Below are 20,832 nucleotides of genomic sequence, written 5' to 3' on the forward strand. Positions count from 1 at the left end.
TTCAATCACATTTTCAAAATAATTTTATTCATCAATTTATATCTCAAAAAAACTGAGCCGTTTCAGTACAGTAAACGCCCTAATAAAAACGAAAACATCTTTTATATCCTCACATTTAAATCTATTACCTACGAACAGTATGAAAGCGTTGTGCATTCGTCTTTTGTCATGTGGTTAACGAAGTTTGGAAATTTAATTAGAATAACTTCATTGGAGGAAATTATATATATTATAAACATCTTAACCAGCGATATGAGGCCTGCATACCCCAGACTACTTTATGTTGGATATTTGCAAATATATAGTAATCATCAAGCCAAGCGCCGCGATGTATGGACTGGTGTTACAAGATAAACATCAGTAAATGGAAGAAATAGCATTAGCTAAAACAAAAATTTGAACGCGATTTTTACTATGTAGTTCTACAATCTTTTTGGTTAGAAATGAAAAATTTATTTATAACTATTTTAAGGTTATTAACTATTAAAATATTAATTTATCAAACGATATTAACATAGCTACATTTGTGAAGTTTAAAGTTAAAGTTTAGTAGTTTATGATTGAAGAAATAGAGGACAAAAAAAGTTGGAATGACATTTTGAGTAAGGTCGACTCTTACGACTTTTATCATACCTACGACTATCATCAATTATCCAAGCAACCCAATGAAAAATTTCTGCTTTTAGTTTATCAAACTGATATCGCACTTATTGCCATCCCAGTTGTTTTAAGACCGATTGAAGGCACCGATTATTTTGATATTACTTCAGTTTACGGATACCCTGGACCAGTTTCTAAGAATATTACAGGAGATTTTGATAATCAGCTATTCGTATTAGAATTGAATAAGTATTTTTTAAATCATAATGTTGTTTCTGTTTTTAGTCGTTTAAATCCTTATATAAATCATCAAAAGGAGATTTTGAAAAATATGGGGAAATGCGTAGACCTAAGCTCTGTTGTGTTCATCAATTTAACCAACAACCTAGATACCCAAAGAAGTGGTTACCAAAAAAGAATAAAAACACAAATTAATAAAGCGAGACGACTTTGTGATATTGTAAAGGCAACAAAAAAAGAAGATATTGACGCGTTTATCGATATATACTACGAAAATATGAATCGCGTAAATGCTGATGATTACTATTACTTTGATAAAGATTATTTTTATAATTTTCTAAATAGTGACAATTTTGAAACCGATTTACTGCTGGCTATAACAAAGGAAACCAATGAAATTATTGCAGGTGTCATATTTGTAAAAACCAACCATATTGTACAATATCACCTAGCAGGCTCGAAATCTGATTTTCTGAACATCACACCGATTAAAATATTAATTGACGAAATGCGAATTATTGCCACCGAAGAAGGTTTTAAATATTTAAATTTGGGTGGCGGATTAGGTAGTAAAGAAGATTCATTGTTGCGATTTAAAATATCATTTTCCAAAGAACTTAAAACTTTCAGTGTTTGGAAATATATCGTTGACCACGAAACCTATAATATGTTAACATCAGGTCTAAATCCAAAATCGACAGATTATTTTCCAGCATATCGAAGAAAGCTAGCTTAGTCTTAGTACTGTATCATCTAGATGGTGTTGTTATTGGTTAAAATATATTGTATTCGAAAGGTTTGTGAAAGATTTTTAAAGTGATAGTAACGTTTGATTTTTCTAAAACTTTTAATGTTGAAATGTTATCATTGTTTAATCCGAAATGTAAATTTTCGTTCAATTATTAGTGTATGGGAACTTCTCTAAAATCTAAAATTATTTATCCTATTGCTGGTGCTGTAGGCAACATGCTTGTATTTATGCAACCTAAAAAGGCACGTCAACTTTCTGAACACCGAATGACATTAGTGCATAAGAATTCAAAAAAAATGAGTCTTAGCGAAAGATTAATGCGTTTCGCACTGGTAAAAAAACTTGAAAAAATTGAAAATCACGAAAAAATCGCAGAAATGAATCGGAATTTTTGGGAAAGCAACAAAGCCACTGATCTTTTTTCGGAAACAGAAAGTGCTTTTCTTAATGATTTTCTACCAAATTGCACTTTTATATTCGATTTGCTTGATAAAGAATTAATAGATCAACCTGAAAAATTTCAAACGCTTGTAGAAATAGGCACTGGAAATGGTGATGTACTTAATTATCTCAGTTCTAAATTTCATCAAATCGATCGTTTTATCGGTATCGATCTTAGTTCTCATCAGGTGGAAATCAATAAGAAAAAATTCTCAGATAACATAAAGCTTGAGTTCGTTGCTGCAGATGCTTTTGATTGGGTTAAAGAACATGGATGTGGTAATTCAATTTTTGTCTCGTCAAAAGGGGTTTTAGAATATTTTGTCGAGCAACGTTTACAAGAATTTTTGAACATTATTAACCAACTAGGTAAAACCATGTTCGTGGCAATTGAGCCTAACGGAGCAGACCATGATTTTGATACACAACCTAATACACAACTTTACGGAAACGAACCTTCTTTTTCACACAATTATCCCCATCTATTCAAAAATGCCGGTTTTACTTTGTGGCATTTCTCTCAACAGACTTGGCCTAGAGGTAGCGATTTGCAAACATTTATAGGAGCCAAAAACTAAAAAATATTTGAACAATATTATAAACAAACTTTACTACTCCCCTTTTTTTAAGGCATTTATATTATTTCGCTTGATGGATATCAATCATCTTAAAAGGATGAATATAACTGTAATATTTCTTTAGGTTTGCTTTAAGCGATGAAATTAACAATTTAGCTATTTTTTTAATTAGGTCGGATTAAATTTGTTTATCTTGTTATATGATTTGAGCTTACGACGACGTAAATCTTATTATTTTTAAATCACTTTGTAAAAATGGCTACAGAAAATAAAATAAAATCCGCAACGTACAAAATTACACGGGGATTATTCGACTTTTTAACTCAAACAATAGGAAATTTTCTGGTAGTAATTCAGCCAAAAAAAGCGCGTAAATTATCAGAACAAGGATTAACCTTAGTGATTAATAATGATATGACTATACCAGAACGTTTAATGCGAGGGGCAATATTTAATAGACTTGAAAAAACTAAAGATTTTAATAGAATATCAGAATTACATCAAACTTATTGGTCAAAGAAAGGCACCGATTGGCTTTCTGAGGCATACGATTTATTTGAAACTGATTTTCTGCCCAATTGCACGTTTCTATTCGAATTATTAAAACAGGAATTATCAAATCATTCAGAGCAATTTAAAACATTAGTAGAAATAGGAACTGGCAATGGAAAAGTGTTAAAATTCTTAAGTTTAGAGTTTCCAGAAATTAATCGTTTTGTTGGTATAGATCTCAGCCCTGATCAAGTAAATAAAAATATCCAAAAATTCAACCAAGATAAAAAGCTTGAATTTGTGGTTTCAAATGGTTCTGAATGGGTTAAAAAAAACGGGGGTGAAAAAACAATTTTTGTTACCTCGGGAGGTGTCTTAGAATATTTTACCGAATCTAGTTTAGCTGAACTTTTAAAAGACATAAATGCTTTGGGTAAAACCTTCTTTGTTGCCATAGAACCTACCAGCAAAGAACATAATTTTGAAATTAATCCAAATTCACAGGTTCACGGACGCGAATGGTCATTTTCTCACAATTATTCAAAGCTCTTTAAGGATGCTGGTTTTGATATTTGGCATTATTCTCAGAAACCTTGGGATGGAGGCACTAATAACCGAACGTTTATTGGTGCTAAAAATTAAAGGTGAATTTAATTTTACATTTTAATTACCTTCACTTAAATTACCTCAAACCAATGACCTATCTATTTAAAGGATTGCAAGAAAATTGTACCTTACTGAATGTTATTTAATATTAGCCCTTTATATATTAAAGTGGGCATTTTAGACACCTAATCCCTTACGTATAAAAGTTTTAGATATTTTAATTTTTTAACGATTTAAAGAAACAATTCATCCGTGTTTTTCTAATTAATGTCTAAAAATTACTTAATTTGCATTAAAATTACATTGTAAATTAGATATAATAAATTAATAAACTGCAACTTACCCACATCAATTTTTTAAACCTTTAAAAAATAATATAGTTTCATAATAATTCAAAATTGAATGCTTGAATCTAACTTAATTAACCATTTAAATAATTCTCAAAAGAATTATTGGCTTAACAGATTGTCTGATGGGCAAGCATTGTTAAATATGCCAAAATCTGGCGTCCCAGTAAAAAATACAACTAACAATATTAAATGTATTCGGTTTGCATTATCAGAGAAGACAACAATTGAGTTCCATGCATTTATTAAAAATGACGATTTTAATATCTTCTTCTGCTTATTAGCATCGTGGAAAACACTTTTTTATAGATACACCTCTCAGAACAATATTATTGTGGGGTCACTTGTGAGCAACTCAATTATAAAAAACCAATCGGATTTATGGAGAAACACGCTTTTATTGCGTTCGGAAATAGATCCTTTAAACAATTTCAATGCGCTTTACCAAACAATTAAAGCATCTACTTTGCTCGACTTTCAACAAGGTAATTACCTATTTTCAGCGTTAAAAGAAGATATTAAAACGGACTTTAAAAAAGACCCTAAAGACTTGTTTAATATAATGATATCTCCTAAAATTTTATCTAATGAATCTGAAAAAGGAGATGATAATCTATTTGAAGATATTGATTTAAGTATTGCTTTTGAAAAGGTTGATAATCAATTAATTTTTGAGATCACCTACAACAGCTTAACTTACGATACTAATTTGATTGAGAAATTAATAGCCCATTATAAACAGCTATTGCCCCAACTTCTAACGAATCCGCATGTAAATATTGGAGAAATAGATTTTCTCTTAGATGAAGAACGAAATATTTTGCTAGACACCATTAAAAGTGAGTCTGTTGATTACCCTAAAGAAAAAACATTAGTAGATTTATTTAACGAACAAGTAATAAAAAATCCTACCCAAATTGCACTAGTTTTTCAAAATATAAAATTCACATACATTGAGTTGGATGAATTATCAAATCAATTCGCAAACTACTTATTAGATGTGCATCGCGTGAATGACAATGATTTGGTAGCGGTAATCTTAGCTCGCAGTGAATGGATTGTAATTTGTTTACTAGGTATACTTAAATCTGGTTGCGCCTATGTACCAATAGATCCAAATTATCCCCAACAAAGAAAAGATTACATTCTAAATGATAGTAATAGTAAAGTAATAATTAATGAAACTTTATTGCGAGATTTCATCAATAATAAAGCCACTTATTCAATCAAAAAACCAGAAAAAATTAAACCAAGCCCAGAAAATTTATGTTATATCATTTACACCTCAGGCACAACAGGAAACCCTAAAGGGGTAATGATTGAACATAGAAATGTAGTTAGGTTATTTTTCAGCAGCACTCCCCTTTTTGATTTTAACGAGAAAGATGTTTGGTGCATGTTTCATTCTTTTTGTTTTGATTTTTCAGTTTGGGAAATGTATGGCGCTTTGTTATTTGGAGGCAAATTAATAATTGTACCAGAAATGATTGCCAAAGATCCTTTCGAATTTATTTCATTAATTGATAAGGAAGGTGTTACCATATTAAACCAAACACCCTCCGCATTCATTAACTTAATGGAGAACACTAATAATATAAACACAAATTTAAATTTACGTAATATTATTTTTGGCGGAGAAGCACTTTTTCCTAAACACTTAGAAAAATGGTACAAACAATATCCTAATATCAAATTTATAAATATGTATGGTATTACGGAAACTACTGTACATGTAACCTATAAAGAAATAGATGAAATTGATATAAACAAAAATATTAGTAATATTGGAAACAGTATTCCTACACTTTCCATTTATATCTTAAATGAATTTAAAAAACTTCAACCGATAGGTGTAATTGGAGAATTATATATCTCCGGCATGGGATTGGCTCGAGGTTATCTCAATCGACCGGAATTAACAGACCAAAAGTTTATTAATAATCCCTTTATAGCGGGCGAACGAATGTACAGCTCTGGAGACCTTGCCCGATGGTTGCCCGATGGTAATATTGAATATATTGGAAGGAAAGACGATCAGGTAAAAATCAGAGGACATAGAATAGAATTAGGAGAAATTGAATCGAAGTTAAACTTACTTCCCGAAATTAAGAGAGCGGTAGTTCTGGCAAGCAATCATTTAAACGGAGAAACCCAACTGGTAGCCTATCTGCAACCAAAAGAAACTAAGGGAGACATCAAATATATAAGACAACAATTAGAAGATTTACTTCCTTATTTCATGATTCCTTCCATTTTTATGTGGGTAGAAGATTTTCCCATAACATCAAATGGAAAAGTTGATAAAAAAAATCTACCCGAACCCGAATATTTAAGACCGCATTCAGCTCCTTTGTTCAAAAAACCCCAGACGAAACTTGAAAAAGACATTGCTTCTATTTGGAGTCAATATCTCAAAATACCTCATATCGGTATTGATGATAATTTTTTTGACATGGGTGGATCATCACTTCTGGCTCAAAAAGTTATAACTGTGATGAGGGAACGTTTTAACTTAGATTTACCCGTAACAAAAATTTATCAGTACCCAACTATAGCGGGAATAGCGGGATTCCTTAACGACGAGGAAAAAACAAATCTATTAGCTAATTATTCAAAGCTAAAAGAACATAAAACATCAAATGACGTTGCTATTGTAGGTATGTCTGTAAGATTTCCTGGAGCAGAATCTATCGATGACTTATGGGAAGTGCTAAAAAATGGCAAAGAAACGATTTCCTTTTTTACTGATGAAGAATTAGATAAAACGATTCCTGAAGATTTAAAAAACAATCCTCTGTATGTAAAAGCAAGAGGGATTGTGCCTTCGGCAAAAGCATTTGATGCCAATTTTTTTGGTATCAATCCGAAACTTGCCGAAACAATGGATCCGCAATTGCGCTTATTTTTAGAGATTTCATGGGAGGTTCTTGAGCAATCTGGTCATCTTCCAAAACAATACAGCGGAAGTGTAGGTGTTTATGCAGGTATAGGTCGAAATACATATTTCGAAAACAATTTACTACACAATAAAGCGCTCTTAAATCAAGTTGGAGTGCTTCAAGTTGATACAGTTAACGAAAAAGATTATATAGCTTCTCGTACTGCTTACCACTTAAATCTTAAAGGACCAGCGATAAGCGTTCACTCTGCATGTTCCACATCACTGCTTGCGATTGCCGAGGCAGTAGAGTCTATTAGAAGCGGTCAATGTGATGTTGCTCTAGCCGGTGGTTCTAGTCTAACAGCTCCAATTTATAGTGGCCATTTATATCAGGAAGGATCCATGTTAAGTCCTGATGGGCATTGTCGTCCTTTTGATGCTAATGGTAAAGGCACAGTTTTTAGTGATGGTGCAGGAGTCATTTTGCTAAAGAGTTTAGAAAATGCTAAAAAAGACGGAGATTATATTTATGGTGTAATAAAGGGAATAGGTATAAATAACGATGGTAGCGGTAAAGGTAGTTTCACTGCACCAAGCGCCGAAGGACAAGCCAACGCCATAACAAGAGCATTGCATGATGCACAAATATCTCCTACTAGTATTAGCTATGTTGAGACTCATGGTACTGCGACTCCAATAGGAGACCCCATTGAGATGGAAGGACTGCAAAAGGCTTTTGGTAAACAAGAGCAAAATAATTATTGCGCTATAGGTTCTATAAAAAGCAACATGGGTCATCTTACGGCTGCTGCTGGCGTTGCTGGTCTTATTAAAACTATGCTGGCCTTTAAACATAAACAAATACCCGCTTCGTTAGGTTTTGACAAACCAAATCCGTCAATTGATTTTAGCAATAGCCCTTTCTTTGTAAATAATAAATTAAGTGATTGGAAATGTTTAGAAAAAAGACGCGCAGGGATTAGTTCCTTTGGTGTTGGCGGCACTAATGTACATATTGTGGTTGAAGATTATGAATCTGAACAATCGGTTTCTGGTGAATCTCGACCATTACAAATTATAGCATGGTCTGCAAAATCAGACATTAGTCTTGACGGTTATAAAACAGCGTTAGGTAATTTTACAAAATCATCAATAAACACAAACCTAGCTGATATTGCCTACTCTCTTAATACTACCAGAGACATATTTGGTAAGCGAAGTTATGTTTTGGCAACTGATACGGAAGATGCATTCAACCAACTACTTTCAGTTGATGCAACTTCAATTAAATCTTCAGATTTAAAAATTGCGCCAAGTAATTTGGCCTTTCTTTTCCCAGGACAAGGCGCACAATATCTGCAAATGGGAAAAGTACTGTATGAACAAGAAGCGGTTTTTCGTGAGGCGGTTGATAAATGTTCTGAAGTGTTAACTGCGGCATTTAATTTTGATATTCGAGACATCATATATCCTGAAGATAATTTCCCTGAAGCGGAAATTAAGTTGAAAGATACACAGTATACGCAACCAGCTTTATTTGTTATTGAATATGCACTATCGCAGCTTTGGATAAGTTGGGGAATAAGACCAACATTACTTTGTGGGCATAGTATTGGCGAATTTGTAGCCGCGCACTTAGCAGGTATTTTTTCTTTAGAAGATGCTTTGCATTTAATTGCAAAACGTGGTAAATTAGTAAGCGAACTTCCAAGAGGTAGTATGTTATCCGTTCGTGCAAATATTGATAAAATTAAAGGGTTAATTCCAGAAAACTTATCAATAGCAGCCATTAATTCAGACAATTTAATAGTTATTTCTGGAACCGATAAGGATATCGAAAATTTCACTAAAACCTTAGATGTTGAAAAAATAGCTAATAAGCTATTATTAACAAGTCATGCTTTTCATTCAAATATGATGGATCCTGTTCTTGATTTATTTCATGCAGAAGTAAAGCAGGTCAAATTAAATGTGCCTCGTTTACCAATTGTATCTACTGTAACAGGAGATTGGTTAACCGATGCCGAGGCGACGAGTACCGCCTATTGGACCAATCATTTAAGAGCAACCGTAAACTTCTCAGGTGCCATGGAAACCGTATTAAGTTTGGAAGATGCTATTTTACTGGAAGTTGGACCTGGTCGTGCCTTAACAACGCTTTCAATGCAGAAGAAAGGATTAAAATCCATGGCGTCTATTTCAAGTTTAACAATACCCAATCCAAATGAAAATGCTTACCACACAGTACTTTCGGCACTCGGAAATTTGTGGTTGAATGGTGTGGAACCAGATTGGAATTCTTTTTATATAGGTCAAAATAGGAAAAACATATTATTGCCTTCGTATGTGTTTGATCGTAAACCATGCTGGGTAGATCCTTTACCTATTCTACCAATTAGCGATATTAAAATCAATAACACCAATACTGTTGAAAGTGAATTCACAAAACCATTGCCAAATGCAAATACAAATACAAAACAGATGAGAAAGCCTGTAATACTTGAAAAAATAGCAGCAATTATTGAGGAAAACTCTGGTATTGAAATTGAAGCAGGCGCTTTTAACCAAAGTTTTTTAGAACTTGGCTTAGATTCTTTAGTTCTTACTCAAATGGCGATTAATTTAAAAAACGAATTTAACATTCCCATTACCTTTAGACAATTAAACGGTGAACTTGGCTCACCAAATCTATTGGCGGAGCATGTTGACAAAGTATTGCCTAAAGAAATTTATGCCCCTCAACTCGAAGCCATTTCCAGTGAAATATCAAGACCTATTCATTCGTCAAATATGCAATCGCAACCTTTAAATTTAGCGAATAGTTCAAATCAAAATACAGCCTTAAATCTAATTTCCCAACAAATACAACTTTTAGGTAAACAAATAGAACTACTTCAAGGAAATAGTAATGGAGTTGCAACTAATGCATTTAGTCAAAATCAAAAGCCAGCTGCAACACCTTTGACCAATGCAATTGGGCATACTTCAGCCGAAGATTTAACCGAAGAAGAAAAAAAGGAACATCAAAAACCCTTTGGAGCATCGCCAAGAATTGAGAAACAGTCCACAGGCCTAAATAAGGCACAAAAAGAGTTTTTAGATAACTTAATTATTAGTTACAACAAAAAAACTTTGGGGAGTAAGACATATTCTCAAAAACATCGAAGTTACATGTCTGACCCAAGAGTGGTTTCAGGATTTAAACCAGCCACCAAGGAATTGACATATCCTATTGTTATAGAAAAATCTTCCGGAAACCGACTTTGGGATTTAGATGGTAATGAATATATTGATGCTTTAAACGGTTTTGGATCTTGTTTATTTGGGCATCAACCAGATTTTATAAAAGAAGCTTTGCACAAACAAATAGAATCAGGTTTTGAGGTAGGACCTCAACATCCACTTGCTGGAGAAGTTTGTAAGCTCCTTTGCGAATTTACAGGACATGAACGCGCTGCGCTTTGTAATACGGGTTCAGAAGCGGTCTTGGGTTCGGTGCGGATTGCAAGAACTGTAACAGGACGTTCACTTGTTGTCTGCTTTAAAGGTTCTTATCATGGTATAAATGATGAGGCATTAGTGCGTGGTTCAAAAATATTAAAAACTTTCCCAGCCGCAGCTGGAATTTTATCAAACGCAGTACAAAACGTATTAGTTTTAGATTACGGAACTGATGAAAGTTTGAACATAATTAAAGAACGAGCGCATGAACTGGCTGCTGTACTTGTGGAACCAGTACAAAGCCGACGTCCAGATTTTCAGCCAGTTGAGTTTCTAAAAAAAGTGCGTGATGTTACAATAGCATCTGGTACGGTGCTTATTTTTGATGAAGTTATTACCGGCTTCAGAATGCATCCTGGTGGTGCTCAAGCACTTTTTGACATAAAGGCGGATATTGCTACTTATGGCAAAGTAATTGGAGGAGGCATATCAATTGGTGCTATATTGGGATACAAAAAATATATGGATACGCTTGATGGTGGATTTTGGCAGTTCGGCGATGATTCTTCCCCAGAGGTTGGTGTAACCTACTTTGCAGGCACCTTTGTACGCCATCCACTTGCTCTGGCTTCTGCCAAAGCATCGTTGATGCACATGAAAGTTACTGGTGAAACCTTTCAAAACAATCTCAATACCCTTACTAAAAATTTTGTTGATGACCTAACTGAACAAATACAACTGCGTAATTTACCTATAGAAATAAATTATTTTGGTTCGTTATGGAAATTAAAATTCGTGGAAGAGATACCTTATGCTGAATTACTTTTTGTAATGCTGAGGGAAAAGGGTATTCATATTTGGGATGGTTTTCCATGTTTTATGACCTGCGCCTATAATAAAGAAGACGTAAATAAACTAAAACAAGCATTTACTAGCTGTTTAGATGAACTAATTGAGGTTGGAATTTTTAACAACCCAGGCACCAATACAGTTACTGGCAATTTAAGTATTTCAACCGCAAGTTTTAATGAGAAATCCGTTCAATCGTTAAATACACCACCTGCAGAAGGTGCTCGACTTGGTTTAGATGAAACTGGAAATCCTGCATGGTTTATTGAAGACAAGCAAAAAAAAGGATCATTTATTAAAATTGATCTGTAAATAAAGTTGCAGAAAAACTTTAATACGCAAGTTTAAAAAGTTGAATTAAATTTTTATAGAGTGCAAGAACCAATCATTTTCAACCCTTTTGAAGGTAAGGCTATAGAAAAAATCATCCCAATTGTGAGAGCTCAGTCCGAAATTTGGATTGCGTGTGAATTGGGAGGTGAAAATGCCAACAAAGCTTACAACGAATCTGTTTCCCTTATTTTTAATGGTGAATTAAATAAAAATGCATTAGAGGATGCCATTCACAAAATAATATTGCGACATGAAGCCTTGCGATCTACCTTTAGTTCAGACGGTCGTTTTATGACTGTTTTTAAAGAGTTTCCTATACATTTACACTTCAAGGACTTTTCTAATTTAAACAAAACAGACAATGAATTGTCCGTTAAAGATTTTTTGTTTTCAGATGCCAATCATGTTTTTGATCTTCATAAAGGACCATTAGTTAAATTTACCTTGTTAAAACTTTCTAACCATATACACCAGTTAGTAGTTACAGCGCATCATATTATATGTGATGGATGGTCTACAGGTATCATTCTTGAAGAACTCGGTGGTTTCTATTCAGCTTATGTTAGAGGCAAAACACCGCAATTGCCAAAGGCCGAAACCTTCAGCTCTTATGCCGATGCAGAACTTACATTTATTAACAGTGAAGACTACTTAAAAACTGAAAAATTTTGGCTTAAACAATACCAATCATCAGTACCAGAGGTTACAATGCCTACAGATTTTCCAAGACCACCGCTTCGAACATTTAAAAGCAATCGGTTAGATTTTACAATTGATAACAGCTTGGTATCTGATTTGAAAAAAGTTGGTATTCAATCGGGTACTAGTTTTGTAACCACTTTACTGGTTGCATTCGAAACATTTCTCTATTTTCAAACGGGTCAGGATAATTTAGTTATAGGTCTTCCTGCGGCAGGACAGTCCCAAAGCGGTAAAACCCAGTTAGTAGGTCATTGCGTCAACTTGCTCCCGCTAAGAAGTAAAATTTTACCTGAGATGCCATTCAATGCATATTTAAAATCCAGGAAAGATGAAATTTTTGATGCCTTCGAGCATCAACAGTTTAGTTTTGGTCAATTAATTCAAAAATTAGCCATTACCAGAGATCCGTCAAGAATACCATTGGTTCCTATTGTTTTCAATATTGATATGGGAATGGCGCAAGCCGTTTCTTTTGAAGGTTTAAGTTTCAAGTTGAAAAGTAATCCAAGGGCTTTTGAAACCTTTGAGATTTTTTTAAATGCTACAGGTACAGAGGATGAACTCATTTTAGAGTGGTCTTATAATACTTCCCTTTTTAAACCTTCAACAATAGAACTAATGATGAGATCTTTTGAAGAAGTGTTACACACTATCGTAGAAAATCCGAGTATAAAAATAAGTGATATAGTAAAGTTTGATCTTACGGCATACTCACAATTAAACGATACCGTTTCATCTTATCCACAATTACCTCTACACGAATTGTTGGCAAAACAAGCGAAGGCAACACCATTAAACATCGCTTTAAAATATGGAAGAACAGAGATAAACTATGAGAATTTATCAAAACAAACCCATCAATTAGCACATTGTTTAAAGAAAAATGGCATTGGTTTAAATGATTTTGTCGCTGTTTTATTACCGCGTTCCATAGAATTAGTAACTACTTTGGTGGCCATAATGGAGTGTGGTTCGGCTTATCTGCCATTAGACCCAAGTTATCCTAGCAAACGTTTAGAGTTTATGTTAGAAGATTCTGAGGCAAGTTTTATAATTACAACGAAAGTCCTATCAACCAAACTTCAGTCTAAGACGAAAATATTACTGATAGAAGATTTATTTTCAGATTTAAAAAAATTCCCAAGCAAGCCTCTCGATTTAATAGTTGAAAACCATAATTTGGCCTACCTACTCTATACCTCAGGCTCAACTGGTAAACCTAAGGGCGTCCCTATTACACATAAAAATTTGGTGAATTTACTCTTCAGTGTTATAATAAAACCTGGAATAAAGGAATCAGACACTTTAATTTCAATTACCACCATATCTTTTGATATCGCTATGGCCGAGTTGTTTGCTCCACTATTAAAAGGAGCTAAATTGATTTTAACCACCGAAGAAACAGCAAAAGATACACGAATACTATTAGATGTTATCAAGGATGAAGCAATAACGATGATGCAGGCAACACCGGCAACTTGGCAAATGCTTTTAGATTCAGGGTGGGAAGAACACTTACCCCTTAGAGCGTTAAGTACAGGAGAAGCATTGCCTTTAAGTTTAGCAAAAAAAATATTGACAAGGGTAAATGAACTTTGGAATTTATACGGCCCAACAGAAACAACAATTTGGTCTGCTATTACCAAAATTGAAGATACAGATGAACAGATTGCGATCGGTAAGCCGATAGCCAATACCCAATTGTACATCGTAAATGAACAAGGTAATTTGGTAGAACCAGGCAAAATTGGTGAACTCTATATTGCGGGTGATGGTATATCGAAAGGCTATTGGAGAAGACAAGATTTAACGACAGAGAAATTTATAAAAAATAAATTCGGAAATCATTTAAGTACAACACTTTATCGTACTGGTGACTTAGCGAAACTGTTACCATCAGGCAATGTGCAATGTTTAGGACGGATAGACCAACAAGTTAAAATTAGAGGTCATCGTATTGAACTTGGGGAAATTGAGCAGGCTTTGGATGGTTTAGAAGGTGTACAATCATCAGTTGTCATACTTAATAATGATCAATTAGTAGCAAATCTAATAGTATCAGATAAATACCAGAATGTCAATCAAGTAAGTGAGTGGAAAGAAGTTCTAAAAGAACAGCTTCCAATTCATATGATACCGCAACAATTTAATTTTGTAAAAGAATTTCCAACGACATTAAATGGTAAAATTGACAGAAATGCACTTATAAGTCTTTTACCGAATAAAATTAAAAATCATGATTTCACTGAAGCCTCTACCAATTCAGAAAAAATTATTTCGACCATTTGGCAAGAATGTTTAGGATTGGAAAGAATAGATGTTAATAGCGATTTTTTCGAAATTGGTGGTCATTCTCTTGTGGGTGTTAGAGTAATGGCGAAACTTGAAAAAGAAACAGGTAAGAGATTGCCACTGGTGGGTTTACTGAAACATCCCACAATAAAAAAACTGGCTGCTTATATGGATAGTGAGTTTTTTAATTGGGATTCATTGGTTCCTTTAAAACCTAACGGAACCAAACCTCCGCTCTATATAGTTCATGGCGCTAATCATCAAGTTTTGATATTTAATGATTTAGCACAAAGCTTAAGTAATGACCAACCAGTTTATGGTCTACAATCAAGAGGATTAAATGGCGTAACCGAACCCCATGATTCGATACACCAGATGGCTACTGATTATATCACTGAAATTATTGCCTCAAATCCTGAAGGACCCTACGCTTTGGCAGGTTTTTCTTATGGTGGTATTGTTGCTTATGAAATGGCGAGACAGTTAAAAGCACAAGGACGCAAAGTATTAATTCTTGCACAGTTTGACACCTATGTTTTTCCACAATATTATTACAAAAGTCAAATAAAGAAAAATATGGTCTCTGTTGTATATTTCTTGGGTAAAATAGTGTTTGTAATTTTCAATATGTTTAGCAGTAAAAAGAATTTTTTTCGACGGGTTGAATTGATCAAACTGCAAATTTCAGGATTGTTTTTAAGGCTAAAGCACGGGAAGGAAAAACAATTTGAAATGCAATTCAATATTCCGTTAAAAATGCGAACAAATCATGACATAGCTACAGACAACTATACTATAACACCTCAAGATATTGTTATTGATTTATTCAGAGCGAATGAAGAGGTAAATTTAGTACACGACAGCAAATTTCTTGGGTGGTCAAAAATGGCTCGCAAAGGCATTCGCAGGCATATGGTAGTCGGTAATCATGTTGACATGTTTGAAAAACCACATGTGAAAGATTTCGCCAACAAATTACAGCATGTACTAGACAAACATAATTTAGATCAATATGAATGAAGTATTTTGCGGGACCATTGTAGTATCAAGCGAAGTTACTGAAGATGTTTCTGTAAATAAATCTGATCTTAAATTATTCAAGATTAAGCTATCCACTTACAGTCACTTGGTTCTTGAATTTAAAAAGTATTTGAATACAACTGAGCTAGAGCGTGCTCAAAAATATCATTTTGAAAAAGACATTAATCGATTTATAATTTGTAGAACATTCCTTAAATTAATACTCGCACAACAAACGGTTGATAATGTCTCAAATATATATATAAAAACAGACAACAATAATAAGCCGTATATAAGTTCAAAAAAAACTATATTTTTTAACCTGTCTCATGCTGCTGATTATGCCATTATTGCTGTATGCAGTGTTCCAATTGGAATAGATTTGGAATTTCAAAACAAAAAATTTGAGTTCAAAGAAATCTTGAATTCAACTTTCAGTGATTTAGAAATCGAAACTATTTCAAAAGCAAAAGATCAAACAGCTATGTTTTATAAGTTCTGGACACGCAAGGAAGCGATTGTGAAGGCAACGGGGGTAGGTATTAGTGCAGATCTTAAACAAGTTCCGGCTATAGATGGTTATCATTCAATTGAATCAAATATTTTAGCTGGATTTAAGAATTTACAAGTTTTGAGCTTTTATTTGAATGAAGACTATGTTGCGGCCGTGGCATTTAGCAACGAAAACATAAATGTTGATAAACTAGTATTTTACAGTAATCCGAGTTGCTTTGAATAGCTTACGTCTTTGGGCAGCATTAAGAAACCTTAATTTACCTAATTTCTCATTATCATTTTGCACGTATAATAACATAAGTTGATTACAAACAATTTAACGAGGAAAGCTTACAATTTAATTTAGTTGCGTACAAAGACTTTAGGGTAAAATTCGATTTAGGTATTGAAATACATGCCTCATCTTTTAAATATCAACGTAAAAAAGGGTTATTTATCGTGTTTATTTGGCTGACTTTATATTATTGCGTGATATTAGTCTTGCAATTAAGAAAATAGTTAATAGTATTACTTTACAAATGAGATTTTTATCTTTGTTGAATGAGAAACGCTAACCTATTTTTTATGTTCCAAATCTCCGATTAAACATAAAGATTGTGGTAATCTAATTACTAACCAATTTAATCGATGAAACCTAAAATTTGGCTTTCTTCGCCACATATGAGTGGCTCCGAAATAAATTATATTCATCAAGCTTTCGAGAGCAATTGGATTGCCCCGTTAGGCCCAAATGTCGATTTGTTCGAAGAAAAGCTTCAAAATTTTCTTGGAAATCGTCACCAGGTCGGCGTATTAAGTTCTGGTACTGCAGCTATTCACTTGGCACTTATTTTACTTGATGTAAAAAAAGATGATGAAGTGATTTGCCAGTCTAAAACGTTTTCAGCATCGGCTAATCCAATAGTTTACCAAGGTGCAACACCAATCTTTATAGACAGCGAAAAGGAAACCTGGAATTTATGTCCCGAACTTTTGGAGACGGCTATTAAAGATAGACTTAAACAAGGCAAAAGGCCAAAGGCCATAATCGCAGTGCATTTATACGGTATGCCATATAAAATTAACGAAATTCATAACATTGCAAAAACCTATGAAATACCTGTTATAGAAGACAGTGCTGAAGCACTCGGCAGTAGCTATAATAACCAAAAATGTGGTACTTTTGGAGACATTGGTGTTTTATCCTTCAATGGCAATAAAATAATAACTACCTCTGGGGGTGGTGCATTAGTAACCTTGAGCAAAAGCATAAAAGAAAAGGCTGTATTTTTAGCTACTCAAGCAAGAGATAAAGATATAGCCTACTTGCATTCTCATATTGGTTACAATTATAGAATGTCCAATGTATTAGCTGGAATTGGTGTTGGCCAGATGGAAGTATTGGAAAAACGCGTTGCTAGCCGCAGGCTAAATTTTAAGCTTTATAAATACCATTTAAGCGATATCAATGATTTGTTTTTTTTACCGGAACCAAAAAATAGTTTCTCAAACAGGTGGCTAAGTTGTATTTTAACAAAATCAAAACAACAAAAAGAGGATATTATTAACTTATTGGAGAAAGAAAATATCGAGTCTAGGCCGCTTTGGAAACCGATGCATCAACAGCCTGTTTTTAAGCATCATCCCCGTTATTTAAACGGTGTTTCTGACAGTCTTTTTGAGAGGGGTATTTGTTTACCAAGTGGTTCGAATTTAAATCAAGAACAAATCGAGCGTGTAGTTATGGTTATAAAGAAATACTACAGATTATGATTAAGAATCTATTAAATAAAATATTTCGGAAATACGCCTCTAAATGGTTGGTGATGACTGTTGATTTAATAATTGTTATTACGAGTTTTTTTGTGGCATATTTAATAAGATTCAATTTTAAATTAGAGTTTGACTTATCCATAATAATCAAACAAATTCCATATTTAATTGTTGTTGCATTTTTAAGCTTTTTAGCTGTTGGTTCTCACAAAGGTGTGGTTAGGTATACTGGGTTTCGAGACGTCGTCAATATCATTATAGGTGCTAATATTCTAGCCACTGTTTTAATTTTATTAACCTTTATAGTTCGTAAATATGATGAAAACAGTCTCTTCAACATCCCAGGCTCTATAGTTTACATACATCTATTATTAAATATTCTTAATTTAATTGGTTTTAAGTTTTTTATAAAATCCATATATAACCAAGTTATTAGTAGCTCAGTTGATTTTAAAAATGCATTAATTTATGGTGCTGGGGATTCAGGTATGATCACTTACCAAGCATTAACAAACGACTCTCACAGTAATACAATTATTTGTGGATTTATAGATGACAATGAAAAGAAAGTCGGTAAAAAAATTGACTTATTAAACGTTTATAGCGCTAAAAGAATTTCAGAAGAATTTATTAAAAACAATAATATTCACGAAATTATAATTTCCATTCAAGATATTTCGCCAGTTAGGCTTCTAGAAATTTCAAGTTCTTTTTTTAAAAAAGGTATTAAAGTTAAAATTGTTCCCCCGGTAAAAAGTTGGATTGATGGAGATTTAAGCGTTGGACAAATTAAAGATGTGAATATAGAAGACCTTCTTGGTCGAGAGCCTATTTCAATTGTTAACAATACCGTTTCAGAAGAATACACGAATCAAATCATTTTTATTACTGGGGCTGCGGGCTCTATTGGTAGTGAAATTGCTCGAAAAATATCGCAGTTCAATTATAGACATCTCATTCTTATTGACAATTCAGAATCGGATCTTTATAATTTAGAGCAAGAACTTAAAAACAAGGGACTTGCTAATTACACACCAATTATTGCTGATATTAGAGATTATAAAAGATTTGAGCAATTATTTAACGAATTTAAACCAAAAATTGTATTTCACGCGGCTGCATATAAACACGTTCCTTTAATGGAAAGCAACCCATATGAAGCAGTTAACGTTAATGTTATTGGCACTAGAAATCTTGCGACATTAGCGGTTAAGTATGGTATTCAAAAATTTATTCTTATTTCAACGGATAAGGCTGTTAATCCAACCAATGTAATGGGTGCCACCAAGCGTGTTGCAGAGCTAATTATAAATAGTCTTCCGCAAAAAGGACAAACTAAATTTATTACCACTCGATTTGGAAACGTTCTGGGTTCAAACGGTTCAGTTATTCCATTATTTAAAAGGCAAATTGAACTTGGTGGCCCTGTTACCGTAACGCATCCAGACATAACACGTTATTTTATGACCATTGCTGAAGCCTGTAGTTTGGTACTTGAAGCAGGTGCTATGGGAAATGGTGGAGAAATATTTGTTTTCGATATGGGTAAATCGATTAAAATTTATGATTTGGCACTTAATATGATTATTCTCTCTGGTTTGCGTTATCCTGATGATATCAATATTGAAATAACTGGATTGAGACCGGGTGAAAAAATATTTGAAGAATTACTTGCTAACGGCGAAAATACCACGCCTACTTATCATGAAAAAATCATGATAGCTAAATCGAAACAAATGGATTCGGCAGATATTCTTAACAAATTAAATTTGTTGCTAAATATTAAATCAAATATGAAAAATATTGAAATAGTATCTTTATTAAAAATTCTTATCCCCGAATACAAATCAAATAACTCGTTTTACGAAGTTTTAGATAATTAATCTCATAAATTACTATAACATGAAAACCAATCTACAAATCAATCACATTATTTTATACCTGCTTTTAGTTGTTTTTATACTATTAAACTCTTGTGCATCAAGGCAAGACCTTATTTACTTTCAAGATGAACCATTAACGGAGGTCAATTCAATTCAGTCTAACTTTCAGTTGAAATACAAAGCTGATGATCTAATCACTGTAGATGTAACAGCTTTAGATTTTGAAGCCGCAATGCCTTTTAACCTGCCTCTAGTTGCCAACAACAGCAATAACCTTCTAAGTGGTCAAGGTAATTTAAGACTGCAAGCTTACCTAATTGATGCTGAAGGAAATATTGAATTTCCAGTTTTAGGTACGATAAAAATGTCTGGGCTAACACGAGCAGAGGCAACCGACATGTTGAAAAAAAAATTAGCTGAATATATAAAAGATCCAATCGTCAATATTAGATTGGCTAATTTCACCATAACCATTCTTGGTGAAGTAAATCGTCCTGGAACTTTCACTTTACAAGATGAACGCATTTCTTTACCAGAAGCTCTCGGTCTTGCAGGTGACCTTACCATTTTTGGAAAAAGAAATAATGTGCTCTTAATTAGAGAGATCGATGGTGTGAAAAGTTTTGCTAAAATAGATCTTACCTCAGTAAATGTAGTTAACTCGCCTCTGTTTTATTTAACCCAAAATGATATTATTGTTGTAGAACCTAATAGGGCTAGAATTAAATCTTCAGCATTTAATCCTAATACAGGTATCTGGGTTGGTATTTTGGGTACAATAACAACATTAGTCGCAATTATTATCACCAATCAATAAAAACAAAAAAATGCAATCGACTCAAACAGATAGCAACAAAGAGACTCTAGTAAACATTTTTGAATTGTATATTTCTAAATGGAAATTCATAGCCTTGTTCTTGGTTTTATTTATCGCTTTGGCCTACATACAAATACGATATAGTACAGTTGAATATCAAGCCAATGCAACTATTAAAATAAAAGAAGACGATAAAAATAACAAGTTGCCAGAATTATCTTCACTTCAAAATTATGGAATGTTTTCAAATTCATTTTCTAAAGTTGCCGATGAGGTAGAAATTATCAAATC

Annotated in this window: 11 protein-coding genes; all 11 read left to right on the forward strand. The window is 33.4% G+C overall.

The annotated features are described in order from the left end of the window. Positions 1-354: sugar transferase (locus V7Z48_RS11630; RefSeq protein ID WP_334113679.1), on the forward strand; the 354-nt coding region annotated here is incomplete at its 5' end. A 202-nt stretch (positions 355-556) separates the two neighbouring features. Further along, positions 557-1,576: a GNAT family N-acetyltransferase gene (locus V7Z48_RS11635; protein WP_334113680.1), complete on the forward strand. Its 1,020-nt coding sequence runs from the start codon at positions 557-559 to the stop codon at positions 1,574-1,576. A gap of 173 nt (positions 1,577-1,749) precedes the next feature. After that, the gene (locus tag V7Z48_RS11640; protein ID WP_334113682.1) at positions 1,750-2,610 is read left to right on the forward strand and encodes a class I SAM-dependent methyltransferase; all 861 of its coding nucleotides are present in this window, start codon (positions 1,750-1,752) and stop codon (positions 2,608-2,610) included. Between the two features lie 255 nt (positions 2,611-2,865). Further along, positions 2,866-3,744 carry a methyltransferase domain-containing protein gene (locus tag V7Z48_RS11645; RefSeq protein ID WP_334113684.1) on the forward strand — a complete coding sequence of 293 codons (879 nt, stop codon included), beginning with the start codon at positions 2,866-2,868 and terminating at the stop codon, positions 3,742-3,744. A 366-nt stretch (positions 3,745-4,110) separates the two neighbouring features. After that, a complete protein-coding gene (locus V7Z48_RS11650) occupies positions 4,111-11,538 on the forward strand; it encodes a non-ribosomal peptide synthetase/type I polyketide synthase (RefSeq protein WP_334113685.1) in 7,428 nt (2,475 codons plus the stop codon). 60 nt (positions 11,539-11,598) lie between these two features. Further along, the gene (locus V7Z48_RS11655) at positions 11,599-15,573 is read left to right on the forward strand and encodes a non-ribosomal peptide synthetase (protein WP_334113686.1); all 3,975 of its coding nucleotides are present in this window, start codon (positions 11,599-11,601) and stop codon (positions 15,571-15,573) included. Next, complete coding sequence (locus tag V7Z48_RS11660) at positions 15,566-16,312, forward strand: 4'-phosphopantetheinyl transferase family protein (protein ID WP_334113687.1); 747 nt, start codon at positions 15,566-15,568, stop codon at positions 16,310-16,312. Before V7Z48_RS11655 ends, V7Z48_RS11660 begins: the two co-directional genes overlap by 8 nt. A gap of 404 nt (positions 16,313-16,716) precedes the next feature. Continuing rightward, positions 16,717-17,841: an aminotransferase class I/II-fold pyridoxal phosphate-dependent enzyme gene (locus V7Z48_RS11665; RefSeq protein WP_334113688.1), complete on the forward strand. Its 1,125-nt coding sequence runs from the start codon at positions 16,717-16,719 to the stop codon at positions 17,839-17,841. Beyond that, a complete protein-coding gene (locus V7Z48_RS11670; RefSeq protein ID WP_334113689.1) occupies positions 17,838-19,724 on the forward strand; it encodes a polysaccharide biosynthesis protein in 1,887 nt (628 codons plus the stop codon). The genes V7Z48_RS11665 and V7Z48_RS11670 overlap by 4 nt, the downstream gene beginning before the upstream one ends. A 19-nt stretch (positions 19,725-19,743) precedes the next feature. Next, on the forward strand, positions 19,744-20,541 hold the full coding sequence (locus V7Z48_RS11675; RefSeq protein ID WP_334113690.1) for a polysaccharide biosynthesis/export family protein: 798 nt from the start codon (positions 19,744-19,746) through the stop codon (positions 20,539-20,541). Positions 20,542-20,551: 10 nt separating this feature from the next. Further along, the coding region (locus V7Z48_RS11680; protein ID WP_334113691.1) for a Wzz/FepE/Etk N-terminal domain-containing protein at positions 20,552-20,832 on the forward strand (281 nt) is incomplete at its 3' end.

It is taken from the genome of Paucihalobacter sp. (genome assembly GCF_036825875.1).
Classification (GTDB): Bacteria; Bacteroidota; Bacteroidia; order Flavobacteriales; family Flavobacteriaceae; genus Paucihalobacter.

What these genes read in the sequence shown, in the direction of transcription:
- V7Z48_RS11665 (WP_334113688.1), top strand. Translation starts at nt 16,717, where the DNA reads ATGAAACCTAAAATTTGGCTTTCTTCGCCACATATGAGTGGCTCCGAA.
- V7Z48_RS11635 (WP_334113680.1), top strand. Translation starts at nt 557, where the DNA reads ATGATTGAAGAAATAGAGGACAAAAAAAGTTGGAATGACATTTTGAGT.
- V7Z48_RS11640 (WP_334113682.1), top strand. Translation starts at nt 1,750, where the DNA reads ATGGGAACTTCTCTAAAATCTAAAATTATTTATCCTATTGCTGGTGCT.
- V7Z48_RS11650 (WP_334113685.1), top strand. Translation starts at nt 4,111, where the DNA reads ATGCTTGAATCTAACTTAATTAACCATTTAAATAATTCTCAAAAGAAT.
- V7Z48_RS11660 (WP_334113687.1), top strand. Translation starts at nt 15,566, where the DNA reads ATGAATGAAGTATTTTGCGGGACCATTGTAGTATCAAGCGAAGTTACT.
- V7Z48_RS11670 (WP_334113689.1), top strand. Translation starts at nt 17,838, where the DNA reads ATGATTAAGAATCTATTAAATAAAATATTTCGGAAATACGCCTCTAAA.
- V7Z48_RS11645 (WP_334113684.1), top strand. Translation starts at nt 2,866, where the DNA reads ATGGCTACAGAAAATAAAATAAAATCCGCAACGTACAAAATTACACGG.
- V7Z48_RS11675 (WP_334113690.1), top strand. Translation starts at nt 19,744, where the DNA reads ATGAAAACCAATCTACAAATCAATCACATTATTTTATACCTGCTTTTA.